The sequence below is a fragment of the Streptomonospora salina genome, from assembly GCF_014204715.1.
GTDB lineage: Bacteria > Actinomycetota > Actinomycetes > Streptosporangiales > Streptosporangiaceae > Streptomonospora > Streptomonospora salina.
This window is the reverse complement of the sequence record NZ_JACHLY010000001.1, coordinates 4,960,357-4,984,329: the sequence shown is the minus strand read 5'-3', so window position 1 is coordinate 4,984,329 and position 23,973 is coordinate 4,960,357. Positions and strand designations below refer to the sequence as shown.

General features: G+C 73.3%; 21 protein-coding genes, 3 tRNA genes and 1 pseudogene. 11 read left to right on the top strand and 14 right to left on the bottom strand.

Annotation, left to right across the window (positions count from 1 at the left end):
- Positions 1-14: 14 nt before the first annotated feature.
- Both HNR25_RS22520 and HNR25_RS22515 read left to right on the top strand, forming a co-directional pair.
- On the top strand, positions 15-2,069 hold the full coding sequence (locus tag HNR25_RS22520; RefSeq protein WP_184638462.1) for a bifunctional aldolase/short-chain dehydrogenase: 2,055 nt from the start codon (positions 15-17) through the stop codon (positions 2,067-2,069).
- Between the two features lie 150 nt (positions 2,070-2,219).
- Positions 2,220-3,677: a rhamnulokinase gene (locus HNR25_RS22515; protein WP_184638459.1), complete on the top strand. Its 1,458-nt coding sequence runs from the start codon at positions 2,220-2,222 to the stop codon at positions 3,675-3,677.
- 130 nt (positions 3,678-3,807) lie between these two features.
- Here HNR25_RS22515 and HNR25_RS22510 read toward each other — a convergent pair whose 3' ends face one another.
- Positions 3,808-4,467, bottom strand: coding sequence for a TetR/AcrR family transcriptional regulator (locus HNR25_RS22510; RefSeq protein WP_184638457.1), 660 nt, complete (start codon positions 4,465-4,467; stop codon positions 3,808-3,810).
- A gap of 219 nt (positions 4,468-4,686) precedes the next feature.
- On the opposite strand from HNR25_RS22510, the gene HNR25_RS22505 reads away from it, so the two are divergent.
- Positions 4,687-5,862 carry an acyl-CoA dehydrogenase family protein gene (locus tag HNR25_RS22505; RefSeq protein WP_184638455.1) on the top strand — a complete coding sequence of 392 codons (1,176 nt, stop codon included), beginning with the start codon at positions 4,687-4,689 and terminating at the stop codon, positions 5,860-5,862.
- A gap of 101 nt (positions 5,863-5,963) precedes the next feature.
- Here the strand turns inward: HNR25_RS22505 and manA are convergent, their stop codons facing one another.
- Positions 5,964-7,154 (bottom strand): mannose-6-phosphate isomerase, class I, encoded by a 1,191-nt coding sequence (gene manA, locus HNR25_RS22500; protein WP_184638453.1) that lies wholly within the window; start codon positions 7,152-7,154, stop codon positions 5,964-5,966.
- A 632-nt stretch (positions 7,155-7,786) separates the two neighbouring features.
- On the opposite strand from manA, the gene HNR25_RS22495 reads away from it, so the two are divergent.
- Positions 7,787-9,274: a GntP family permease gene (locus tag HNR25_RS22495; RefSeq protein WP_184638451.1), complete on the top strand. Its 1,488-nt coding sequence runs from the start codon at positions 7,787-7,789 to the stop codon at positions 9,272-9,274.
- Positions 9,275-9,323: 49 nt separating this feature from the next.
- Here HNR25_RS22495 and HNR25_RS22490 read toward each other — a convergent pair whose 3' ends face one another.
- On the bottom strand, positions 9,324-10,037 hold the full coding sequence (locus tag HNR25_RS22490) for a FadR/GntR family transcriptional regulator (RefSeq protein WP_184638449.1): 714 nt from the start codon (positions 10,035-10,037) through the stop codon (positions 9,324-9,326).
- Positions 10,038-10,157: 120 nt separating this feature from the next.
- Here HNR25_RS22490 and HNR25_RS22485 point away from each other — a divergent pair, with 120 nt between their 5' ends.
- Positions 10,158-10,694: a gluconokinase gene (locus HNR25_RS22485; protein WP_184638447.1), complete on the top strand. Its 537-nt coding sequence runs from the start codon at positions 10,158-10,160 to the stop codon at positions 10,692-10,694.
- Positions 10,695-10,719: 25 nt separating this feature from the next.
- On the opposite strand, the gene HNR25_RS22480 is transcribed toward HNR25_RS22485, so the two are convergent.
- On the bottom strand, positions 10,720-11,598 hold the full coding sequence (locus HNR25_RS22480; protein WP_184638445.1) for an IclR family transcriptional regulator: 879 nt from the start codon (positions 11,596-11,598) through the stop codon (positions 10,720-10,722).
- A gap of 160 nt (positions 11,599-11,758) precedes the next feature.
- Positions 11,759-12,340, bottom strand: coding sequence for a TetR/AcrR family transcriptional regulator (locus HNR25_RS22475; protein WP_312862691.1), 582 nt, complete (start codon positions 12,338-12,340; stop codon positions 11,759-11,761).
- Between the two features lie 94 nt (positions 12,341-12,434).
- Here HNR25_RS22475 and HNR25_RS22470 point away from each other — a divergent pair, with 94 nt between their 5' ends.
- A complete protein-coding gene (locus HNR25_RS22470) occupies positions 12,435-14,000 on the top strand; it encodes an MFS transporter (RefSeq protein WP_184638443.1) in 1,566 nt (521 codons plus the stop codon).
- 49 nt (positions 14,001-14,049) lie between these two features.
- Here HNR25_RS22470 and HNR25_RS22465 read toward each other — a convergent pair whose 3' ends face one another.
- From HNR25_RS22465 to HNR25_RS22455, 3 genes are all read right to left on the bottom strand, one after another.
- On the bottom strand, positions 14,050-15,021 hold the full coding sequence (locus tag HNR25_RS22465; protein WP_184638441.1) for a LysR family transcriptional regulator: 972 nt from the start codon (positions 15,019-15,021) through the stop codon (positions 14,050-14,052).
- Between the two features lie 218 nt (positions 15,022-15,239).
- On the bottom strand, positions 15,240-15,947 hold the full coding sequence (locus HNR25_RS22460) for a GntR family transcriptional regulator (protein ID WP_184638439.1): 708 nt from the start codon (positions 15,945-15,947) through the stop codon (positions 15,240-15,242).
- Between the two features lie 274 nt (positions 15,948-16,221).
- Positions 16,222-16,803: an RBBP9/YdeN family alpha/beta hydrolase gene (locus HNR25_RS22455; protein ID WP_184638437.1), complete on the bottom strand. Its 582-nt coding sequence runs from the start codon at positions 16,801-16,803 to the stop codon at positions 16,222-16,224.
- 131 nt (positions 16,804-16,934) lie between these two features.
- On the opposite strand from HNR25_RS22455, the pseudogene HNR25_RS26930 reads away from it, so the two are divergent.
- Positions 16,935-17,036 (top strand): annotated as a pseudogene (locus tag HNR25_RS26930) (IS481 family transposase); the annotation flags it as partial.
- A 9-nt stretch (positions 17,037-17,045) separates the two neighbouring features.
- Here HNR25_RS26930 and HNR25_RS22445 read toward each other — a convergent pair.
- A complete protein-coding gene (locus HNR25_RS22445) occupies positions 17,046-18,263 on the bottom strand; it encodes a molybdopterin molybdotransferase MoeA (RefSeq protein ID WP_184638435.1) in 1,218 nt (405 codons plus the stop codon).
- 181 nt (positions 18,264-18,444) lie between these two features.
- Here HNR25_RS22445 and HNR25_RS22440 point away from each other — a divergent pair.
- The 3 genes from HNR25_RS22440 to HNR25_RS22430 all read left to right on the top strand — a co-directional run bounded on the left by HNR25_RS22440 (position 18,445) and on the right by HNR25_RS22430 (position 18,719).
- A tRNA-Gly gene (locus tag HNR25_RS22440) sits at positions 18,445-18,516 on the top strand.
- 41 nt (positions 18,517-18,557) lie between these two features.
- Positions 18,558-18,628 (top strand) — tRNA-Cys (locus tag HNR25_RS22435).
- A 14-nt stretch (positions 18,629-18,642) separates the two neighbouring features.
- Positions 18,643-18,719: transfer RNA gene (locus HNR25_RS22430), tRNA-Val, on the top strand.
- Between the two features lie 108 nt (positions 18,720-18,827).
- Here HNR25_RS22430 and HNR25_RS22425 read toward each other — a convergent pair.
- From HNR25_RS22425 to HNR25_RS22405, 5 genes are all read right to left on the bottom strand, one after another.
- Positions 18,828-20,030 carry a tyrosine-type recombinase/integrase gene (locus tag HNR25_RS22425; protein WP_184638433.1) on the bottom strand — a complete coding sequence of 401 codons (1,203 nt, stop codon included), beginning with the start codon at positions 20,028-20,030 and terminating at the stop codon, positions 18,828-18,830.
- A gap of 27 nt (positions 20,031-20,057) precedes the next feature.
- Complete coding sequence (locus HNR25_RS22420; RefSeq protein ID WP_312862690.1) at positions 20,058-20,390, bottom strand: helix-turn-helix domain-containing protein; 333 nt, start codon at positions 20,388-20,390, stop codon at positions 20,058-20,060.
- 201 nt (positions 20,391-20,591) lie between these two features.
- Complete coding sequence (locus HNR25_RS22415) at positions 20,592-21,029, bottom strand: XF1762 family protein (protein WP_184638431.1); 438 nt, start codon at positions 21,027-21,029, stop codon at positions 20,592-20,594.
- Positions 21,026-21,781 (bottom strand): hypothetical protein, encoded by a 756-nt coding sequence (locus HNR25_RS22410; protein WP_184638429.1) that lies wholly within the window; start codon positions 21,779-21,781, stop codon positions 21,026-21,028. Before HNR25_RS22410 ends, HNR25_RS22415 begins: the two co-directional genes overlap by 4 nt.
- A 342-nt stretch (positions 21,782-22,123) precedes the next feature.
- On the bottom strand, positions 22,124-22,960 hold the full coding sequence (locus tag HNR25_RS22405) for a helix-turn-helix domain-containing protein (RefSeq protein WP_221457783.1): 837 nt from the start codon (positions 22,958-22,960) through the stop codon (positions 22,124-22,126).
- Between the two features lie 77 nt (positions 22,961-23,037).
- Between HNR25_RS22405 and HNR25_RS22400 the strand changes: the two genes are divergently transcribed.
- Positions 23,038-23,880 carry an alpha/beta fold hydrolase gene (locus HNR25_RS22400; protein ID WP_184638427.1) on the top strand — a complete coding sequence of 281 codons (843 nt, stop codon included), beginning with the start codon at positions 23,038-23,040 and terminating at the stop codon, positions 23,878-23,880.
- Positions 23,881-23,973: the final 93 nt, after the last annotated feature.

The following is a 23,973-nucleotide window of genomic DNA, read 5'->3' as shown; positions in this document are numbered from 1 at the left end:
CTTCAGGGGACGACATGACCGAGCAGACGACCCACGCCCAGGTCGCGGCGCTGCTGGAGCGCTCGCACCGGCTGGGCTCCGACCCGCGCAACACCAACTACGCCGGCGGCAACGCCTCGGCCAAAGGCACCGCCACCGACCCCGTCACCGGCGAGGGCACCGAGCTGATGTGGGTCAAGGGCTCCGGCGGCGACCTGGGCACGCTCACCGAAGCGGGGCTGTCGGTGCTGCGGCTGGACCGGCTGCGCGCCCTGCCCGGGGTCTACCCGGGCGTCGAGCGCGAAGACGAGATGGTCGCCGCGTTCGACTACTGCGCCCACGGCAAGGGCGGTGCCGCGCCCTCCATCGACACCGCGATGCACGGCCTGGTCGAGGCCGCCCACGTCGACCACCTCCACCCCGACTCCGGCATCGCGCTGGCCTGCGCCGCCGACGGGCGGAAGCTGACGGCCGAGTGCTTCGGCGACAAGGTCGCCTGGGTGCCCTGGCGCCGCCCCGGATTCCAGCTGGGGCTGGACATCGCGGCGATCAAGCGGGACAACCCGCAAGCCGTCGGGGTGGTCCTGGGCGGGCACGGCATCACCGCCTGGGGCGAGACCGCCGAAGAGTGCGAGGCCAACTCCCTGGAGATCATCCGCACCGCCGAGCGCTTCATCGCCGAACGCGGCACGGACGGGCCCCACCCCTTCGGAGACGTCGTCGCGGGCCGCGCGCCGCTGCCCGAGGCGCAGCGCCGCGAGCGCGCAGCCGCGCTGCTGCCGGCGGTGCGCGGGCTGGCCTCGACCGACCGGCCGCAGGTGGGCCACTACACCGACAGCGAGGCGGTGCTGGACTTCGTCTCGCGCTCCGCGCTGGAGCGGCTGGCGGCCCTGGGCACCTCCTGCCCGGACCACTTCCTGCGCACCAAGGTGCGCCCGCTGGTGCTCGACGTCGCCGCCGACGCGCCGATCGACCAGGCCCTGGAGCGGCTGAGCGAGCTGCACGCCGCCTACCGGGAGGACTACCGGGCCTACTACGAGCGCCACGCCGACGCGGACTCGCCGCCCATGCGCGGCGCCGATCCCGCGATCGTGCTGGTCCCGGGCGTGGGCATGTTCTCCTTCGGCGCCGACAAGCAGACGGCGCGGGTCGCCGGCGAGTTCTACGCCAACGCGATCAACGTCATGCGCGGCGCCGAGACGCTTTCCGCCTACTCCCCCATCCCCGAGTCGGAGAAGTTCCGGATCGAATACTGGGAGCTGGAGGAGGCCAAGCTGCGCCGCAAGCCGGCGCCCAAGCCGCTGGCGACCCGGATCGCGCTGGTGACCGGCGGCGGTTCGGGCATCGGCCGGGCCACGGCCCGTCGCCTGGCCGCCGAGGGCGCATGCGTGGCGGTGGCCGACCGCGACACCGACGCCGCCGCCGAGGTGGCCGCCGAACTGGGCGGCGCCGACGCCGCGGTCGCGGTGGCGGTCGACGTCACCGATCCCGACGGGATCGCGGCGGCGCTGCAGGAGAGCGTCCTGGCCTTCGGCGGTGTGGACCTGGTGGTCAACAACGCGGGGCTGTCGGTCTCCAAGCCGCTGCTGGAGACCACCGAGCAGGACTGGGATCTGCAGCACCGGGTCATGGCGCGCGGGTCGTTCCTGGTCTCCCGGGAGGCCGCGCGGGTGCTCACCCGCCAGGGCATGGGCGGCGACATCGTCTACATCTGCAGCAAGAACGGGGTGTTCGCCGGCCCCAACAACATCGCCTACGGGGCGGCCAAGGCCGACCAGGCCCACCAGGTGCGGCTGCTGGCCGCCGAACTGGGCGGCGAGGGGATCCGCGTCAACGGCGTCAACCCCGACGGGGTCGTGCGCGGCTCGGGCATCTTCGCGGGCGGCTGGGGCGCCCAGCGCGCCGCCGTCTACGGCGTACCCGAGGAGGAGCTGGGCGCGTTCTACGCCCAGCGCACCCTGCTCAAGCGCGAGGTGCTGCCGGAGAACGTGGCCAACGCCGTCTACGCGCTGACCTGCGGGGAGCTCAGCCACACCACCGGGCTGCACGTCCCCGTCGATGCGGGCGTGGCGGCCGCCTTCCTGCGCTGAGGCGGGCGGGGGCGGGGGCGCCGACGCTCCCGCCCTCACTCTGCCCGCCCCTTCTCCGCCGACGCCCCGCCCCGGCTTCCCGTCCGGCGCCGGGTACCGCACCCGACCTCCCCGCGGCCCGCCGGCCGCTCTCACCCGGAAAGGCCCGCCGTGTCCTCCTCCGACGTCTTCGCCGCCGTCGACCTGGGCGCCTCCAGCGGGCGCGTCGTCGCGGGCCGCATCGGCCCCGGCGAGCTCGCGCTGACCGAGGTGCACCGCTTCCCCAACCGGCCGCTGCGCCTGCCCAGCGGACTGCACTGGGACATCGGCGGCCTCTACCACGGCATGCTCGACGGGCTGCGCGCCGCCGCGCCGCACGCGCCCCGTTCGGTCGGCATCGACTCCTGGGCCGTGGACTACGGCCTGCTCGACGCGGACGGCGCGCTGCTGGGGCTGCCCCACCACTACCGCGATCCCCGCACCGGCACCGTCGCACCCGCGATGGTCGAGCGCCTGGGCGCCGCGCAGCTGTATGCCCGCAACGGGCTGCAGTTCCTGCCCTTCAACACGATCTTCCAGCTCGCCGCCGCGCGGGGCACACCGCAGCTGCACGGCGCGGACGCGCTGCTGCTCATCCCCGACCTGCTGGCCTACTGGCTGACGGGAGAGCGCGGCGCCGAAGCCACCAACGCCTCCACCACCGGCCTGCTCGACGTCGCCACGCGCCGCTGGTCGCCCGAACTGGCGGAGGCGGCCGGCATCGACCCGGCCCTGCTGGGCGCGCTGCGCTCCCCCGGCGAGCGCATCGGCACGCTGCTGCCCGGCCCCGCCGAGCACACCGGACTCGACGCGGGCACTGCGGTGGCCGCCGTCGCCTCCCACGACACCGCTTCGGCGGTGGCGGCGGTGCCGGCGCGCACCGAGCGGTTCGGCTACGTCTCCTGCGGTACCTGGTCGCTGGCGGGTCTGGAGCTGGAGGCTCCGGTGACCGCGCAGGAGGCGCGCGCCGCCAACTTCACCAACGAGCTCGGCGTCGACGGCACCACCCGGTTCCTGCGCAACATCATGGGGCTGTGGCTGGTCCAGGAGTGCCTGCGCGCGTGGGACCTGGACGACTCCGCGCTGCCGGGGCTGCTGCAGGAGGCCGCCGCAGCGCCGGCGTTCGCCGGCCTCATCGACGCCGGCGACCCCCGCTATCTGCCGCCCGGCGGCATGCCCGAGCGCATCTCCGCGCACCTGCGCGAGACCGGCCAGGCCGAGCCCGCCGATCGCGGTGCGCTGCTGCGCTGCGTTCTGGAGAGCCTGGCGCTGGCCCACCGCGACACCCTGCGGCGGGCGTGCGCGCTGGCGGGACGCGACATCGAGGTGGTGCACCTGGTGGGCGGGGGCGCGCGCAACGAGCTGCTGTGCCAGTGGACCGCCGACGCCCTGGGCCTGCCGGTGGAGGCCGGCCCGGTGGAGGCGACGGCCATCGGCAACCTCGCGGTCCAGGCCCGCGCCGCCGTCCCGGGCGCCTCCCACGCCGACCTGCGGCACCTGATCCACGCCACCCAGCGGCCCCGCCGCTACGAGCCGGCCGCCGACACCGCCGCATGGGACGCGGCGGCGGCGCGCCTGCGCCTGGAGTAGCGGCCGCTGCACAGAACCGTCGACCTTGTAGCTACCGTAGCGGAAAATCGTTTTCAGTCACCGTAGCTACAAGATCGACGGGGCCCCGGAGCCGTTTGGGGCCGGTCGGCGGAGGGCTCCCGGCGGGCTCCTATCCCTCGGCGGCGCGGGCGGCGCCGAGGTCGCTTCCGAGCGCGGCGAAGGTCCGGTCGAGGCCGTCGAGGAACGCCGACAGCGCCAGTTCGAAGCTGTCGTCGTCGATCTCGGCCGCGTGCTCGGAGAGCCGGTGGGCCTGGGACAGGTTGGGGTAGCGGTCGCGGTAGACCTGGACGTCGTCGTCGAATCCGCGGGCGAAGGAGTTCATGGCCGCGCCCACCACCAGGTACTTGGTAGAGGCGCCGATCATGGTGGCGTGGCGGGCCGGCCAGCCGGCGGCGACCAGGCCCCCGTGCACGGCGTCGGCGCGGCGCAGCGCGGCTTCGCGGCGTCCCGGCCCGGCGGCGACGACCGGCACGAGGTTGGGGTGGGCCGCCAGCGCCGCGCGGTAGGAGCGCGCCCAGACCGTCAGGCCGCTGCGCCAGTCGCCGGAAGCGAAGCCCGAGACGTCGACCTCGGCCATGATCTCGTTGGCGATGTCGGCGAGCAGGTCCTCCTTGGTGCGGTAGTGGCTGTAGAGCGACGCCGCCTGGACGTCGAGCTCCTGGGCCAGCCTGCGCATCGAGAGGCCCTCCAGGCCGTCGCGGTCGACGAGCGCGAGCGCGGCCGTGCGGATGCCGCTCACGCTCAGCATCGGCGTCCTGGGTCGGGCCACGCCGTCCTCCCGTGGTCTCGTCGGGTGCCGCCGCCCGGCGCGACGGCGTCTGGTGCGATCCTGCCACGCCCGGCGGGCGGATGCGGATCCGGCCGCAGCGGCGGCCCGCGTCCCGGGGCCCGGCGCTGCTTCCGGCGCCGCCGCGCGCTTGCGCCGGTCCTCGGACAGCGCCTACGCTCAAAACCGAACACCGTTAGGTAAACAGAGGAGCGGGGACGCATGGTCGACTTCGGACTGAGCGAGGAGCAGCGGGAGATCCGGGCGTGGGTGCGCACCTTCGTCGAACGCGAGATCATCCCGCGGGAGAACGACGTACTGCGCCGCGAGCGCGAGGGCGCCGCTCCGGGCCTGAACGCCGACGAGGTGCGCGAGCTGCGGGAACTGGCCCGCAAGTCCGACTTCTGGGGAGTGCAGACCCCCGTCGAATACGGCGGCATGGGCCTGGACGCGGTCTCGGCCGCCATCATCGAGACCGAACTCGGCCGCAGCTTTCTGACCTTCAAGTTCGGCGGCGAGGCCGACAACATCCTCTTCCACTGCAACGAGGAGCAGAAGCAGCGCTACCTGCTGCCCACCATCGCCGGCGAGCGGCACTCCTGCTTCGCCATCACCGAGCCCGGCGCCGGCTCCGACGCCAAAGCGATCCGGGCGCGCGCCGTCAAGGACGGCTCGGACTGGGTGATCAACGGCGAGAAGACCTTCATCACCGGCGGCTGCGAGGCCGACTTCGCGCTGGTCTTCGCCGTCACCGACCCCGAGCTGGGCGCCAACGGCGGGGTCACCTGCTTCCTGGTCGACCGCGAGGCCGGCTGGACCTCCGAGCCCATCGACACCATGGGCGAGCGCCGCCCCGCCTCGCTGTTCTTCGACGACGTCCGGGTGCCCGAGGCCAACGTGCTCGGGGAGGTCGGCAAGGGCTTCGAGCTGGCCATGCAGTGGATCGGCAAGGGCCGCTACCTGCTGCCGGCCCGCGCGCTGGGCGGTTGCGAGCGGATGCTGGACATGAGCATCGACTACTCCAAGACCCGCACCACCTTCGGCGAGCCCATCGCCGAGCGCCAGGCCATCCAGTGGATGATCGCCGACTCCCAGACCGAGATCGAGGCGCTGCGGCTGCTGGTGCTCAACGCCGCCTGGCAGGTCGACCAGAACCGCGACTCGCGCCACGCCCAGTCGATCGCCAAACTCTTCGGCGGTGTCAAGGCCAACGAGATCGTCGACCGGATGATGCAGATCCACGGCGGCATGGGCTACACCCGCGAACTGCCCCTGGAGCGCTGGTACCGCGACCTGCGGCTGCTGCGCATCTTCGAGGGCACCGACGAGATCCAGCGGCGCACCATCGCCCGCGACCTGCTGAAGGGCCGCGTCAAGGTCGGCGAGACGCTGGGCTGACTCGCGTCGGCCCCGGCCGGGCCGGCCCCCGGGCCCGGTCGGCCTCCGCGGCGGGCGCGCCCGAGGGAACCGGCGGGGCGCGCACCGCCGCGGTCCGCGCGTCAGTCGTCTGCGCGGTCGCCGACCGTGGCCGCCACCAGGTGCCCGTGCCCGCGCACGCTGACCCGGCCGCAGCAGGCCGGCACGAACACCGACTCGCCCCGGCGCAGCGCCAGCACCTCGCCGGACTCCGCGACCAGGTCGGCCGACCCGTCCAGGCACAGCACCACCGAGGGCACGCCGCTCTCCAGCCGCGTGCCGATCTCCCCCGGCCCGGCGGTGGCCAGCGCGAAATCGCCGACGCCGGGGCGGAACTCGGTGCGCCCCCCGGCCGGCTCGGGCCCGGTGAACGGTATGGGCAGCACGGAGAAGTCCACCACCGCGAGGACCTCGGCGGTGTCGACGTGCTTGCCGGTCAGGCCGGCGCGCAGCACGTTGTCGGATCCGGCCATCACCTCCACGGCCGTGCCCCGCAGATAGGCGTGCACGTTGCCGGCCGGGAGGAACAGCGCCTCGCCGGGGCGCAGGCTGACGCGGTTGAGCAGCAGCGCCGCGACGGCACCGGGATCGCCGGGGTAGCGCTCGGCCAGCTCCATGACGGTGTCGTGGTGGGCGCCCGATCCCAAGCGCTTCCACTCGGCTACGAAGTCGCCCACGAGCCGCTCGCGCCCGTGGCGGTCCAGCGTCAGCAGCCGGGTCAGCGCGGCGCGCAGCGCGGTGTGCACCCCGGTGCGCTCCAGGTCGCCGCGCAGCATCCCGGCGAGCTCGCAGGTGAGCCCGTCCAGGTCGGCGCGTGCCGCGGCGGGGGCGCGGAAGCCGCACAGCGCCTCGAAGGGCTCCAGCGCCAGCACCAGCTCGGGTTTGTGGAAGGGGTCGCGGTAGTTGCGGTGGGGTGCGGTGACGGGGATTCCGGCCGCCTCTTCGGCGGCGCAGCCCGCGCGGGCGCGTGCGGCGTCGGGGTGGACCTGCAGGGACAGCGGCTCCTCGGCGGCCAGCACCTTCAGCAGGAACGGCAGGCGTTCGCCGAAGCGCTCGACGGTGCTCTCGCCCAGCATCTCCTTGGGCGCTGCGGCGATGACCTCGTCGAACGAAGACCGGCCCTGGGGCGTGACGACGGTACTGGGTGCCCCGGGGTGGGCGCCCAGCCACAGTTCGGCCTGAGGCCGGCCGTCGGGTTCGACGCCCAGCAGCCGCGGGATGGCGCTCTTCGCCCCCCAGGGGTACGGGCGTACCTGGTTGATCAGCCTGTGCATCCGCCCCGCTCTTTTCGTTCTCCGCCACCGGTCGCACCGCCGGTGACAGTCTGGCCGACCGGGCTCGGCCGGGTCAGTCCGGCCTCCCCCTCGGTTGCGGGTGGTGCCCGCACCACCCGCGCACCGCGCCGTGCTACCCAACGTACCGAACCGCCCGGGGCCGTACTGGACGCCCCGGCCAGGGGCGGACGTACCCGGCGGCGGCCGCCGACGCACGGCGCCGAGGCCCGGGCTCGACCGGCGCCCCGCCCGGGTGCCGGGCCGGCGGCTGCGGTCCGCGGCCCATACGGGCGCGGTCCCGCTCTCCGCGGAGCGCTATAGCGGGCCCGGCGGTCCCGTTCCGGCCGCGGAAAGGCCGCCGCCCACTCCTCCGCCGCCGTCGGCCGGGTCTGGGGCGGCGGGCGGCGCCGCCTTCCACGCACCGGTTCGCCGGGGCGGAGGGACGGCGGGTGCGGGGCGCCGGGGCCGGTGCGGGGTGCGGAACGGCCGGCCGACCGCGGCTCCGCAGCGCACGCGCATAACAATTCCGAACGGCGAGGATCACATGGACTCACAAATGGTATTACCATTGCCGCCAGCCAACGACGCACGTCACACCGTGCGCCGTCCCGATCCCGTTCCCGGAGGCCCCCGTGGAAGCGATAGACCCCGCTTACGGCACCGTGCCCTTGCTGCTTGTCGCAGCCGGCGCGATCGCCGCCCTGCTGATACTCGTGATCTGGGTGCGGCTGCACGCCTTCGTCGCCCTCACCCTGGTCAGCGTCGGCGTCGCCCTGGCCACCCGCATCCCGCTGGACCAGGTCGTGCCCACGATGCTCGACGGCTTCGGCGGGACCCTCGCCAGCGTCGGACTACTGGTCGGACTGGGCGTGATGATCGGCCGCCTCCTGGAGATCACCGGCGGTGCCGGGGTGCTGGCCCAGGCGCTGATCAACGCCTTCGGAGAGCGGCGCGCCCCCCTCGCACTGGGCGTGGCCTCACTGATCTTCGGCTTCCCGATCTTCTTCGACGCCGGACTGATCGTCATGCTGCCGATCGTCTTCAGCGTCGCGCGCCGCCTCGGCGGCTCCGTGCTGCTGTACGCACTGCCCACGGCGGGCGCCTTCGCCGTGATGCACTCCTTCGTGCCGCCCCACCCCGGCCCCGTGGCCGCGGCCGACCAGATCGCCGCCGACATGGGCGTCACGCTGATCGTGGGCCTGGTCCTGGCGGTCCCCACCTGGTACATCGCCAGCTACCTCTACGCCCTCTACGCCGGTCGCCGCATCCACCTGCCGGCCCCCGACGAGTTCGGCAAGGCCGACGCGGCCGAACCCGGCGACACCGGCGCGCAGACGGGTTCCGGGGGCGCTTCCGCGCTTCCGGCCGAAGGCACCGCAACCAAGGAGGCCGCGGCGGCGACGCGGCCCGGCGCCGAACAGGTGCCCTCCGACGCTCCGCGGCTGTCCACGGTGCTGGGCATCCTGCTGCTGCCGATGCTGCTGATCTTCGCCAACACCGGCATGACCACGCTGACCACCACCGGCGCCCTGCCCGAGGACGCCACCTGGGTGAAGGCGCTGATCCTCGTCGGCCAGACGCCCGTCGCGCTGCTGATCACCACGCTGGTGGCCATGCCCGTGCTCGCCCGCGGCCGGTTCACCCGGCGGCGTGTCGAGCAGATCGTCAACGGCGCGCTGGGCCCGGTCTGCGCGATCATCCTCATCACCGGCGCCGGCGGTATGTTCGGCGGCGTCCTGCAGGCCAGCGGCATCGGCGAGGCGCTGGCCTCCAGCCTGGAGTCCACCGGCATGCCGGTGATCGTGGCCGCCTTCGTCATCGCGTCGTGCCTGCGCGTGGCGCAGGGTTCGGCGACGGTCGCGCTGACCACCACGGCGGCGCTGGTCGCGCCGCTCATCGCCGCCTCGCCGGATCTGAGCACCATCGACCTGTCGCTGATCGTCGTGGCGATCGCCTGCGGATCCACGGTGCTGTCCCACGTCAACGACTCCGGGTTCTGGCTGGTCGGACGCTTCCTCGGCATGGACGTCAAGACCACGCTGCGCACCTGGACGGTGATGGAGACGCTGATCGGCACGGTCGGGTTCGTGCTGGCGGCGCTGCTGAGCCTGGTGCTGTAGGCACGGCACCGCAGGAGCGCCGGCCGTGGAGGGCGGGGCGCGGGCGCGTTCAGGCGCCGGCGGCCTCGTCCTCCAGCGCGGCCACCACTTCGTCGACGATCGCGTGCATGGCGGCCCGGGCCACATCGGCCAGGCCGGCGCTGACCGCCTCGGCGACGTGCGTGTGCAGGTTCAGGGCCTCGGGGCGGGGGGCGCTGGGCATCAGGTCGTATTCGGTGCGCCCGGTCAGCACCTCCGCGACCACGCCCGTCAGCCCGCCGAACATCTCGTTGCCCGACAGCTCCAGGATGCGCCGGTGGAACTCGACGTCCAGGCGCAGGAAGGCCTCCAGGTCGCCGTTGCGACCGGTGGCGACCATGCGCTCGTTGAGCTCGGCCAGGCCCGCCCGCTCCTCGGGGGCGGCGCGGCGGGCGGCGAAGGCGGCCGCGGGGGGTTCGACGGCGGCGCGGAGCTCGGTCAGCGACCGCAGCTGGTCGATGCGCCCCGGTCCGGCCAGGCGCCACCGGATCAGCTGGGGGTCGTAGACGCTCCACTCTTCGGGCGGGCGCACCGTAACGCCCGTGCGCGGGCGGCTGACGACCATGTGCATCGACTCCAGCACGCGCACGGCTTCGCGGGCCACGGTCCGCGACACCCCGTATCCGGTGGCCAACCGGTCCAGGGTAAGAACGGATCCGGGCTCGTAGTCACCCGCGGCGATCGCGGGCCCCACCTCCGCGAGGACGCGGTTGTGCAGGGTCCGGTGGTCGGGGGCGGCGCTCATCGGTCTCCTTCGGCCCGGACGGCGGCGGGCACCGCGCCCGACGCACAGCGAAGCTTCATTGATAACACTATTAGGGCGCGCATCGGGCGCGCTCACATATCCGCACACGGGGAGCACGGAATGACACACGGCACGCACTTCGTCGTCATGGGCGTCTCCGGCACGGGCAAGAGCACCGTGGCCGAACCCTTGGCGCGGCGCCTGGGACTGGCTTTCGCCGAAGCCGACGACTTCCACCCGGACTCCAACGTCGCCAAGATGTCGGCCGGCACCGCGCTGACCGACGAGGACCGGCAGCCGTGGCTGGAGTCGCTGGCGGCCTGGATCACCGAGCACGACCGGCGCGGCACGTCGACGGTCATGGCCTGCTCGGCGCTCAAGCGGTCCTACCGCGACATCCTGCGCTCGGCGGCGCCGGACGTGCGGTTCCTGCACCTGGACACCACCACCGACGTCATCGCCGCGCGGCTGCGCGAACGCACCGACCACTTCATGCCCGAGACGCTGCTGCGCTCGCAGAAGTCCACCCTGGAGCCCTTGGCAGACGACGAACCGGGCGCCACGCTCGACATCGCCCCTCCCGCGGAGGAGGTCATCGAGCGCGCCGCCCGGATCGTGTCCGCCGCTACGGGCTCCGAGCCCGCTTCGCGGGACTGACCCGAGGGCGCGGCAGCCGACCGGGTCAGCTGCCGGCGGTCTCCATGTGGCCCATCCGGATCGACACTTCCATGGCGGCCGTGCAGACCGCCTCACCGATGGCGGGAAGCTTGTCCTGCTCCATGCGATAGGAGGGACCGGATGCGCTGAGGGCCGCGATGACCTCGCCGGTGAGCCCGCGGATCGGCGCGGCGACCGCGTTGAGGCCCACCTCCAGCTCCTCCAAGGCCGTAGCGAAACCCCGTTCCCGGATCTCGTCGATCTCGACCTGCAGACTGTCGGCGTCGGTGATGGTGTACGGGGTGAGCTGCTCCAGATGCCCACGCAGCACCCGGCGCTGGTCGGGCAGCCGCAAGTGGGCCAGCAGCGCCTTGCCGGTGGAGGTCGTGTGCAGAGGGTTCTGCCTGCCGATCCAGTTCTGGCTGACGATCGCCGACGCCCCGCGGACCTGGTCGATGTTGACGACCATGTCCCCGCTGGGTATGGCGATGTTCACCGTCTCCCCGAGCTCGGCGGCGAGGTCCTCGCAGACGCGTCGGCTCTGCTGGGTCAGATCCAGCCCGGCCGCCATGGTCCCGGCGAGCCGGATTACGCCGAATCCGAGCTGGTACTTGCCACGCAGCCCGGGCTGCTCCACCAGTCCGCGCCGCTCCAGAGCGCCCACGAGCCGGAACGCCGTGGACTTGTGCACGCCCAACTCGGCCGCGATCTCGGTGACCCCGGCCTCACCGTGCTGAGCGAGTATCTCAAGAACAGTGATCGCCCTGTCGACCGACTGGACGGGCGCGCCGTTGCTGCCCGACCCCGACTTGGTCGACTCCGCTTCACCGCCCGACCCCCGCTCGACCCGGTCCGGACCAAGGGTGCTTTGACTCTTTCCTGCGCGGTGGTCGTTGGAAGCCATACCCACCACGATAGTGGTCAAAGCTGGACAGACCCTGGACACGGCCGACCCACTTTGTGTTTTCGCAGGTCACGACTTTCCTCACGGGTCAACTCGGGCCCCGCGCGCAGCGGTGGCCCCCCGGGCGGGCCGAAGGGCGCCGCGCCCGGAACCTTCCCGCCTAGTCGACAGAGTCCGCCGGGGCGGCGCCGTCGCCGCCGACCGACCTGGCAGCGTCGGCCCGGGCGGTGAGGTGCTCCAGAACCCGCTCCAGCAGCCGGGGGTCGGGCTGGGGCAGGCCGGCGATCGCCGAGAGGTACAGGCCGTCGCCGACCAGACGGATGGTTTCGGCCAGCACCGGGTCGCCCAGCTCCTCGTGCAGCAGCCGGGACCACTGCTCGAACATCCGCCCGATCAGCTCCGCGGCTTCGGCGGGAACCCCCTCTTTGCTGCGCAGCGCGGCGATGACGGACCAGTAGAGTTCGGCCTCCTCGGCCGTCCCGGGCAGCGAGGTCCGCAGGAAGAAGCGCGCGACCCCCTCCGGGCTCCGGCGCGCCGCCGCGAACTCCTCCTCGGCGCGCGCCGCCAGCCGCCGGACCAGTCCGGTCGTCATGGCGCCCTTGGTCGGGAAGTGGTAGAGCAGCCCGCCCTTGGACACTCCGGCCGCGTCGGCCACCGACTCCAGCGTCGCCGCCGACGGCCCCTGCTCGATCAGGACTCCTTCGAGCGCGTCGAGGATACGGTCCCGCGTCGTCGAACTCACACCCCGACTGTACTGCCGACCCGGTACTGTACCGTCTGGACGGTATAGTCGATGCGGGCCGCGATGGCGGCCGCCGCGGAAAGCCGAGGACGACATGGCCACCGCCGACCGAACCGACCCGGCGCACGGAGCCCCCGCCGACGGCGGGCGGACGCGCGACTGGGCCGCCCTGGCGGTCCTGGTCCTGCCCGTACTGCTGATCTCCGTGGACATGACGGTGCTGGGCTTCGCCGTCCCCTACCTCAGCGCCGACCTGTCCCCCAGCTCCGGGCAACTGCTGTGGATCGTCGACGTCTACTCGTTCGTGCTGGCCGGGCTGCTGGTCACCATGGGCTCGCTCGGCGACCGCATCGGACGCCGGCGCCTGCTCATGGCCGGATCCGCTGGCTTCGGCGCCGCCTCGCTGCTGGCCGCCTACGCTCCCGGAGCCGAGGTGCTCATCGCGGCACGCGCCCTGCTGGGCGTGGCCGGCGCCACCCTCATGCCGTCCACGCTGTCGCTGCTGCGCAGCATCTTCACCGACGAGCGCCGCCGCATGCTCGCCGTCGCCGTCTGGGCCTCGGGCTTCTCCGCGGGCTCGGCGCTGGGGCCGATCCTGGGCGGATGGCTGCTGGAGCGCTTCCACTGGGGCGCGATCTTCCTGATCAACCTTCCAGTGACGGCGCTGATCCTGGTCGCCGCCCCCCTGCTGGTCGCCGAGTCGCGCGAACCCGGCGCCGCCCGACTGGACGCGCCCAGCGCGCTGCTGTCGCTGGGCGCCATGCTGCCCGCCGTCTACGGCGTCAAGACACTGGCCGAGCACGGCTGGTCCCCGCCCGCCGCATTCGCGATCGCCGCCGGCGCCGCTATGGGATCCGTGTTCGTGCGCCGCCAGCTGCGACTTCGAGACCCGCTGATCGACCTGCGCCTGTTCGCGGTGCGCCGGTTCAGCGCAGCGGTGGGCACCAACCTGATGCTCGTCTTCGCCATCGTCTCCGCGCTGTTCGCGCTGACCCAGTACTTGCAGCTCGTCGTCGGCCTCAGTCCGGTACATGCGGGCCTGGTGCTGGTTCCCGGCCTCGTGCTGTCGGTGGCGGCGAGCTTCGCCGCTGTGTCGCTCTCGCGGCGGCTGGGCACGGCCGCGGTGGTGGTCGGCGGCCTCGCCTCGATCGCCGCCGGATTCGTCCTGGTGGCCGCCGTCCCCGACCGCGACGGCGCCCTGCCGGTGGCCGTGGCCTTCGCCCTCATCGGCACCGGGATCGGGCTCGCCGAGACCCTGACCAACAGCACCGTGCTCACCGCTGCCCCGCCTCAGCGCGCCGGTGCCGCCTCGGCGATCTCCGAGACCGCCTACGAGCTGGGCGGCGCACTGGGCGTGGCCCTGCTCGGCAGCGTGCTCACCGCCGTCTACCGGAACCGGCTGGGCGACGTGGCCGGCGTTCCGGACGGGGTGACGGCCGAGGCGGCCCAGACGCTGGGCGCCGCGGCGGCCGCCGCCGAGAAGCTCGACCCCGCCGCCGCCCAGGCGCTGACCACGGCCGCCCAGGACGCGTTCACCGACGGCGTGCGCCTCACCGGCGCGCTCGGGGCCGCCGTCGTCACCGCGGCGGCGGTGTTCGCCGGAGCGCTCCTGCGCGAGCGCGTTCCGGCGGCCCGGCAGCGCGTTCCGCGGCGCCGCTGAACCGGCCCGCCCGCCGGGCGGCGCCGCCCGGCGGGCACGCCGGGTCCGGTCAGCCGGGGCTGGACGCGCGCGGCTCCGGCACCAGTCCGCCCGTGGCCCCCGTGCCGGTCAGCACCGCGTCCAGGTCCCGCTGCAGCGGGAGCGAACGGGCGAAGGCCGCCAAATCGGCGGCCAGCAGCGGCTCCGGGCGGCGATCGGCATTCGCCAGCCCCACTCCGCCGACCTCGGCCGGCTCGGCCAGCGGCACCGCCCGCAGCCCGCCGGTCACTCCGCCGGCGGCCAGCCAGGAATGGGTGAGGACCGCGCAGCCGCCGCCGCGGCCGATGTGCTCCAGCAGCTCCGGAAGCGAGTCGACCTCCACCCGCACGGCCGGCTCCGCCCCGGTGGCGGCGGCCACGGCGGCGGCCACCCGGGGCCACAACGGATCGGGCAGCAGCCGACACAGCGGTGCATGGGCGAGTTCGCTCCACTCCGCGGCCGACCCGTCGGCGAACCGTCCGCTGTCGGCCGTCACCAGCACCGGCCGTTCCCGGTACAGCAGCGCGGGCCCGCGCGAGCGCGCCGGCTCCAGCGGCGTGCGCACCGTGCCGCAGTCGAGGCCGCCCTCCTGGGCGCCCAACCCGCGCCGGATCTCGGCAGCGGACATCGTGCGCACGCTCAACGCCACCCGCGGGTGCCGGGCGCCGAACTCCGCCGCCGCCCGGCCGAACGCGGCGGCCGCCTCGGGCAGCACGCCCACCCGCAGCGTCCCGATCCGGCCCTCGCGCACGGATTCGACGTCGGCGGCCAAGTGGTCGCGCTCGTCCAGGATCCGCATCGCCCAGCGCAGCACCCGCTCCCCCTCGGGCGTGAATCCCTCGAACCGGTGGCCGCGGCGCACGATGGGCACCCCGAGCTCCGACTCCAGCTTGCGGATGCCGGCCGAAAGCGCCGGCTGGGTGACGCGGCAGGCGACGGCGGCCCGCGCGAAGTGCCGCTCGCGCGCCAGAGCGACGAGGTACTCGAACTGCCGAATCAGCATCGCCGTTGTCCATTCGCCTGCGATGTCGGCCGGGGCCGGACCCAGGGGTTGTCCGGCCCCGGCGTCGGCGGGGACACCGGGCGTCGACCGTCCGGCGCCGTCCGCGCCATCGCTACCCCCTCCGGCGGGAGAGGACGAACATACATTGTGGTGTCTCAGACCGCGTCCACGCCAGACGTATCCGGGAAATTCCCGCCCCGGCGGGCCACCGGTCGGCGTCAGAAGCCGACGGTCTCCTCGTCCGGGTCGTCGGCGGCCTGCTCGTGGTAGGCGACGCGGGTGGCTTCGGTGTGCTCGCGCATCAAGGCGGCGGCGCGCTCCTGATCGCCGGCCTCGATCGCCGCGATGATCGCCTCGTGCTCCTCCCAGGACCGGCGGCCGCGCCGCCGCACTACGAGGCCGTGGTACCAGCGCACGCGCCGCGCCACCTGCCCGGCCAGCCCTTCCAGGACGGCGTTTCCCGACAGCTGCACGATGCAGTGGTGCAGCGCCGCGTTGCTGTCGACCATCGCATCGGTGTCGCCGCGCTCCAGCCCGTGCATGCCCGCGCGCAGGTGCTCCCGCAGCCGTTCGATCCCCTCCGGGGCGGCGACGCCGGCGGCGAGCCGGGCGGCTTCGGTCTCCAGCAGCGAGCGCACCGCCAGCAGCTGGTCGGCTTCGGTCTCGCCGGGCTGGTGCACGAACGCGCCGTACCCGGGGCGCAGGTCGACCCAGCCTTCGTTGCTGAGCCGCTGCAGCGCCTCGCGGACCGGCTGGCGGGACACGCCCAACTGCTCGGCGAGCTCGTTCTCGACGAGGTGGCGCCCCGGGGGCAGCCGCCGCCGCGTGATCAGCTCCAGCAGGGTCTCGTAGACGCTGTCGCGCAGCGGTGCGGGGCGCTGCACCGGGTTGGCCAGCGCGCCTTTGTCGAGATGGGACGAGGTCATGGGTCCGCGGCTTTCGTCGGCTGCACGCCCTTGCGGGTAACGGGTCTCCGAGAGCCGAGTCTAGGCCAGGAACGGCCGCCGAAACGCCCGAGGCGGCGCCGGCGCAGCGGCCGGCGTGCAGCCGGGGACGACTGACGTGCACGGCCGTGCGACACGGACGGAACCGATCCGGTCGAGCGCGGATCACGCCGTGGCCGCCCGTTCGGGCCCGATCCCGGTGGGCGCCGCACACGTCGGCGAAAGGCCGGCTGCCGCCCGCCCGGCGACGTCGGTCCTACCCCGCCGTCAGGCGTGTCGCCGGGTCAATGCACCAGGTGTGGACCGCGGGCCAGGCCCCGTAGCCGTCGGGCACCGCCAGATGCCCGGCACCGGCCAGCGTGTCGACGTCGCAGCCCAGAGGGCGCCCGAACACCTCGTCGGCGCCCTCGGGGCAGTAGGGGTCGTCGTCGGAGCAGACCAGGCGCGGGGTCGCCTCCGAGAGGCGGAGTCCGGCCGGGTCGAGGGACGCGGCGGAGAACGGGGCGATCGCCTCCCAGGAGAACGCCGACGGCCCCGGCGGAGCGACCAGCAGAAGCCGGTCGGCAGGAGGTGCGCCGCCGCGCGCGGCCGCGAGGTGGAGCCAGGCCGTGCACGCCAGCGAGTGGCACACGACGATCCGCTCGCCGCGCATCATGGCCGATTCGGCCTCGATCGCCTCCGTCCACGCCCCGAGCGCGGGGCGGTCGGGATCGGGCAGCTGCGGGTAGAAGACCTGCTCGCCGCCTTCCCGGAGCCGCTGGGCCAGGATGTGCTGCCAGTGGTCGGACGGGCGGCGGTTCTCGACGCCGTGCAGGATCAGGAAGCTGCGGGTCCACATGCCGGGCACCCTAGCTGTACTGACCACTGAGGCTGGTGACACCCCTGGCCGGGGTTGACAACAAGGAAGGGCCTCCGACACAGGTGTGAATCGACCACGATCAACACCTGAAGTAGGTCAGGAGGCCCTCCGTGGCACATGTTACCCATCCCAACGCCCCGCTCACCCCCACCGGCCGCCTGGCACTGGCCCGCTGCATCGTCGAAGACGGCTGGGCCCCGCGCCGGGCCGCCCCGCCGAACTCAGCGCGGAAGCCACAGCAGGGCGGCGTGCGGGCCGCTCCAGCCGGGCGGTACGACGGCGTAGGCGTCGGCCTGCGCGGCGCCGCGCAGGCTGCCGGGGCGATCGTGGCCGACGGGCTCGGCCTGGCCTCCGGAGACCCGTACGGCCACGAGCCGGGTGTCGTGCCCGTGCGGGTGGACCGCGCCCGTGAGCCGCATCGAGGACGGCAGCGCACGGTCGGTGTCGGGGCCGCCCGCCATAGCGCGCAGGACGGGCAGCAGCAGCGTGGCGGCGGCGGCGAGCGCGGCGTTGGGATTGCCCGGAAGACCGACCACGACCGTCCCGCGCTCCCCAGGGCCGCCGAGGCGGGCCAGCAGCTGCGGGTGCCCGGGGCGGCAGGCGACGCCGTCGACGACGACCTCCGCCCCCACTCCGGCCAAGGCGGCCCGGAGGTGATCCGCCGGGCCTTTGGACGAGGCGCCGCAGACCACGACGACGTCCGTGCCGTCCCCCCGAGCCGTCCGCAAGGCGGCCGACATCGGATCCAGCGCGTCGGGCAGGAACCGCGGATCGCCCGCCGGCTCGGCGCCCGCCGACCGCACGATTCCGGGCAGCATCGGCCCGATGGCGTCACGCACCCGGCCGCCGCCCGGCCGCCCCGCGACCGCGATCTCGTCGCCGGTCACCAGCGCGGCCACCCGAGGGCGCCGCACGGGAAGGGTGTCATGGCCCAGCGATGCCGCCAGGCCGATCAGCGCGGGCGTGACCGCGGTCCCGGCGGCCACGACGGTGTCGCCGGCGAACGTGTCCTCGCCCGCGCGGCGCACGTGCCTGCCGGCGGCGATCTCGCCGCGCACCCGGCCCGCGCCGCCGGCGCACGCGGCCGCGTGCTCGTACGGCAGCACCGCGTCCGCACCCTCCGGCACCTGCGCGCCTGTGGCGATCTCGACGGCCTGCCCGGGGTGCAGCCGCGCCACCGGAGCGGATCCGCCCGCCAGCACCCGCCCCGCCACTGCCCACTCGGGCCCGGGGCCGGCCACCGCATAGCCGTCCATGGCGGCGGCGTCGTAGGGCGGCACACCCACCAGCGCCGTCAGCTCCTCGGCCAGCACCCCGCCCAGGGCGTCGGCGAGCGGTACGGCACGCCCCCCGGAACCGGCGCCGCTGCGCGCCCCGAGCCGCCGCGCCTCCTCACGCGCCTGCGCCCACGGCATCACAGCGTTCCCGCAGCGGACCATCGCACTCCTCCGACCGGTGCCGACGTCACACCCCTGTGTATACAACTCCTTGTATATCTGCCGTCCCCGCCGGGCCGGCTGTCACCCCGGGCTCCGATTTGCCGTGTGCCGACTTTCCGTTAGAGTTCTAGCTGCACGACGGCGCAGGCCGACCCCACCGGGGACCGGCGCCGGATCGTACGCGGACGTGGCTCAGTGGTAGAGCATCACCTTGCCAAGGTGAGGGTCGCGGGTTCGAATCCCGTCGTCCGCTCGGAGACACCCTGGGGGTCGTCCGCACCCCTGCATGAGTCCGGTGGAGTGGCCGAGAGGCGAGGCAACGGCCTGCAAAGCCGTCTACACGGGTTCAAATCCCGTCTCCACCTCCGGAACCGCTCCGGGGCGGTTAGCTCAGTTGGTTAGAGCGCTACCTTGACACGGTAGAGGTCACAGGTTCGAATCCTGTATCGCCCACCAGCATTACTGCAGGTCAGGATGGGTCTCTCAGATCTGTCCACGGGCGGCGTCAGCCGCCGTGGGAGACATCTGGGAGATCATCTTTTTTTCGGGGGGTCGTCGAGACCCTCACGCGGCGTCGTCCCGGTAGTGCACATCGGCCAACTCCGGCACGAACAGCGCCAATTTTCGTCGCTCTGCGTGATCGATCCCGGTGAGACTCTCCTCCCAGCGGCGGGTGAGCGCCTGAAGGATTCGGGTCTTGGTCTCGGGCGTGACGTGCTCGTAGACGTCGGCCATGCCCGGCATCCGATGCCCCAGCCGCGCCGCCCGGCCGACTTCGGGGATCCCGTCGTCAGCCAGCCAGGTGCGGTGGGTGTGGCGTCCCTCGTTGAAGGTGAACCCCGGCAGGATCGGCCCGCGCAGCCACGCCTGCCCGCTGGCGGGGACTCCGTCCCAGACCGGGCGCCAAAACCGGGCACGAAACGCGCCGCGCCGCAACTGCCCGCCGTGCGGGCCGGTGAACACGAACGCCCCGCCTGCCGTGTCGGCAAGCAGCCCGCGGTAGAGCCCATCCAGGAACGGCGGCAGCTGCACCCACCGCTTGCCGGCCGGGGTCTTGGTGCGCGGGGCCTTGGTCAGCGTCCCGCCGGTCTCGCGCAGCGGCCGGTGCACCGCGATGGCGCCGTTGACCTCGTCGTACTCGTGGGGCTGCAGCCCCACCAGCTCCGACCACCGCGCCCCGGTGTAGGCATCCAGCAGGCACAGCACGAACCCGGAGCGGCCGAGGGTGTAGTGCAGCCGCAGCGCCGCCCGCAGCACCTGCGCCGGCGTGGCCACCTGGCGCTCGGCGTCGTAGTCGCCCGAGGAGACCCGGATGCCGGTGCACGGGTTGGCCGGGATGCGCCGTGCGCGCACCGCCGTGTTGCAAATGGTGGACAACAACGCGAACACCGAGGACACGCTGGGCTCGGACAGGTCCTCGTGCAGGTCGGTGGCCCAGCCCTGGATGTTGACGTGGCTGTTGAAGATGCTGATCAGCGGCCAGTCGCCCCATGCCGGCAGGATGTGGGTGTCCAGGTAGGAGCGGTACTTGGCCCGGGTGTCGTCCGACAGGCGGGCGGTGTCCATCCACTGCTCGGCGAAGACGCGCAAGGCGACCTCGCGGTCCTCGGGCGCGATCCAGGTGCGGGCCCGTACTTCGGCCTCCTGTTCCTGGCCCCAGGCCAGCGCGGCGGACTTGGTCTCGAATCCGCCACGGGATCCCCAGGTGCCGTCCAGGCGCTGGTAGCGCACGCGCCATCCGCGTCCGCGTTGTTCGGCGTGAGCCATACGAACTCCGTCCTTTACATCGTAGATTTATTCTGGTCGGTCCGGCCGCCGGGCACCCCGCTCGGTCACCGGCTCCCGCTCCGCCTCGCGCACGATCCGGTGCAGGTCCGCGGCGCTGAAGCGCAGGTGCTTGCCGAGGAAGGTGCAGGGCACCGCCCGCTGGGCGGCCTTCTTGCGCAGCCAGGACTCGGGGACCTTGAGCAGCTCGGCCGCTTCGGCGGGGGTGTAGACCTCCGGCGGCCCCGGCTCAGCGTCCCGCTCCCCCGCACTGGAGGAGGCGGGAGCTGCAGGGTAGGAGCCACCACCCTGGTTGTAATCACGTTTCAGCTGGTCAGAGCTCTTTTCTCGCTTGTGGGTCACACCGGCCTCACCTTCGGGACAGGACGGATGCAGGGACGGCTGTCGGCAGCTCGGCGGCAGCACGAGGCGGAGGGGTTCGGCACCGGCGCCGCCCCACCGGCATGCCGTGATCGCCGGGCGCCACCGGAGACGGCAGGGCCGGCACCGCGGCACCGGCAGTGGAGGCGAGGCGGCACCGTCCGGGCCGGGATCGCACCGCGCTCACGGCGCTTCCCAGCGCGTCCGGGCGGGACCGCGGAGGCCGTCCCGGCGGGGCGGATGCCAGTCGCCCCGGGGCGGCAGCGCGGCCACCGCCGCCCATCCGGCGGCACGCAGCGAGGTGCCGGGCTCCTCGGCGCGGGTGTAGGTCACCAGCCGTTCATAAGCCAGGGCCCGGGCTGCGCGCCGGCAGGCGGCATAGAGCATCGAACAGGCATCGGGCGTGCCGTCGGCGGCCAGGCGGGTGACCTCCAGGGTGCGGCCGTCGTCGAGCCCGCGCGCCACGGGGCGCCCGACCACGGCGACCGCGACCAGGACACCGGCCTGATCTGCGGCACCGATGCTGAACTTGTGGCCGCGCGGTGGCGGCAGGTGGCGGTGGAAGACCTCGATGAAGGCCTTGGCTTCGGCCAGACTCACCGGAATCAGGTGCAGGCTCACCGGTCACCTCCGTCGTTGCCGGCGTCCTCCTCATCCGGCTCCTCGCTGCCGCGGCAGGACCAGGGCGAGCACCCGTCGGGCTCGGGGCCGGTGTCGATGCCGAAGTCGACCTGGTCCAAGGGGATGCGGTCGCGATGCAGGTAGGCCGTGCCCTGCAGTGGCATGCCGTTCGCGGTGGCGCCCGGAGGGCCGTGGCGGATGGCGGCGTCGAAGGCGACGGCGTCCTCGAAAGAGGCCGGATCGGTCGTCTTCATCTCGTTCCAGGACTCGTTGGAGCGGAACGGGCAGCCCACGCAGGCGGATTTGGGGGTGTCGCCGAGGCCGTGGAGGGTGAGGAAGGCGGCGCAGTCGCGGCGCGTCCAGCCGATGTCCAGCAGCGGGAAGACGTTGCGCAGATAGCCGACATCGGCGTCCTTGGCGCGGTGGGCCTCGTCGGGGCTGATGCCGATGGCCTGGCTGGCATACACGCCCTTGGGCACCCGGGCTGGGTGGGGATGGCCGAGTAGGCGGCGGGTCTCGCGCTTGAGCGGGCGGACCTTGTACTCGCTGGTGCATTGGCGCCGGCCCATGCGGCGCTCTCCGTGGGGGCCGTGGATGAACAGCGGCATGCCGGCGAACCGGTGTCGGGGGTCGAGGGCGTCGTCGCGGATGTTGCCGGCGGCAACGCGCAACAGGGGGCTGGACTGCACGCCCGCCCCCAGCGACAGCAGCGTCAGCGCGGGTGCGGGCCGGTGCGGATCACGTGGGGCCATGATTAGCGGTCGGCGGCGGCCGGCGAACGTCCCACCGGTATATGCAGAATTCCGGGCCGCTCAGCGTCCACCCGTGCCCGGATCAGTATCGCGGGTGTGCGTACGCACACCGGAACTGGAGCGCCTCCCTCCGGGGCTACGGAGAGGCGCCCGCGCCCAGGGCTATGTCATTCTCGGATGAGGGCAGCGCTTGGGCTGGTCGCGCCCGGTTGGGCCGACGACCTCCGGGCCGTGCACGGTGGTGTCGGTGGGTGCTCAGGCTCCGCGTGCTGGTTGCCGCCTTGCCGCCGCGAACCGCCTATCCCACCCCTGCGGTGCGGCCGGTCGTGGCGAGCTTCGTAGTCAGGGCCATCCCCATGCGATGTGGTCGACCGCGAGAAACGGCTCGTCGACAACGGTCGCAGGGGTCAACGACGTGAACGCCGCGACATCTCGGTGCAGGTGGGACTGGTCGGTGTAGCCGGCATCCGCCGCGACTCCGGCGGCGTCCCGGCCCGCGACGATGCCGTGGACGGCATGGTCGAAGCGGACCAGCTTCGCGGCACGCTTGGGCGGAAGGCCGATCTGCGACCGGAACCGGGACCACAGGCGTTTGCGGCTCCAGCCGAGCTCGGCCGCCAGGCGCTCGATCCGGACCGTGCCGCGAGCGGCGACGATCCGGCGCCAGGCCCAGGCGATCTCCGCGTCCACCCGCGACGCCGCCGCGCATCGGCCGGTGAGCCAGCCATCGAACCACGCGAAGCGTTCCTGCCAGGAGGAACGCTCGCCCAGTTGCTCACTGAGCCGGGCCGCCTCCCGCCCCCACACATCCTCCAGGACCACCGCGGTGCCGTCGAGGTCGGCCACGACGGGCCCCAGAACCGCGTATGCCACCAACGGTGACAGGCGCACCTGCAAGGCCTCGAAACCCTCCGCCCGCAGTCCCCGGACGGCTTCGCCGAACCCGATCCCGGTGAGGAAGCTGCCCTGCAACCGCCTGGTCGCGTATTCCGCGGCCATCGTGCCGCCGAACACCAGAACCAGGGTCACGGCAGGATGCGGAATCAGCCGGAGGCCGGGCGTGGTGATGCCGCGGTCGGCGAAGCCCGCCATGGTGACGCCGGGCACGCGTCCGGGCTGCTGCGGGCATGCGATGTCCCACAACACCGCATCGTCCCGTTCGGACTCGCCGGACCGCATTCGCCCATGCTACGCACGCCGATCGGCGGGAACATTCGTCCAAGCCACCGGCACACACCAGCGGCGACAGTGCAGGCATGACTGTTTCCAGCGGCGAATCCCACGCCCAGGCCACCAAGCAATCGACCCTGCTCCTGGACGGCGGCGAGATCCACGTCTACCAGAACGGCCCCCGCACGGCTCCAGCACTCCTGCTCATCCATGGAACCGCGGCGTCGGCCCGCTCGTGGGACCCGATGGTTCCGCTGCTGACCGGATCCCATCACGTCATCCGCATCGACCTTCTCGGGAGCGGCCGGTCAGCCAGACCAGACAGCGCGAGCTACACGGTCCCCGACCAGGCCGGCCGGGCCGGCGCCGCACTGGAGCGGCTCGGCGTCGAGCACGCCGTCGTCGTCGGCCATTCCAGCGGCGGCGCGGTCGCCACCGCCCTCACCGAGCAGCGACCCGACCTCGTGACCGCGCTGGCGCTCATCAACACCGGGCCCGAGATGGACGCCTACATCGAGGAGGCAGCCGCCGGTATCGATCCGAAACAGTGGCCGAACCTCACCGACGACCAACTCCGCCAGGCCGTGGGCTCCGCGTTCGCCTCGGGCTTCGAGATCCCCCGAACGTTCCTGGAGCAGGTACGCGACATGGACCTGTCCGTGTTCGCCGCGACGTCGCAGGCGGTCCGCGCATACCTGGACGAGCGGTCGCTCCCCGAACGGCTGGCGCTCCTCGGTAAGCCGCTGCTCGTGCTCTTCGGCGAGGAGGATCGCAGGTGGCGCCCGGCATCCGCCGACGACTACCGCGCCGTTCCCGGCGCGGCGGTCACGATGCTGCCCGACCTCGGACACTCACCCAACGTCGAAGACCCGCCGCGGACCGCCGCGCCGCTCCTGGCCTTCACCGCAAAGCACGCCCCACAAGCCTGAGGCCAGTACTCCAGCTGTAGATCGTGATCTTCATGGTCGGGCTGCTTGCCGACGGCGATAGTGAGCCCTTCGCGCTCGTGCCTGGTGGCGTCG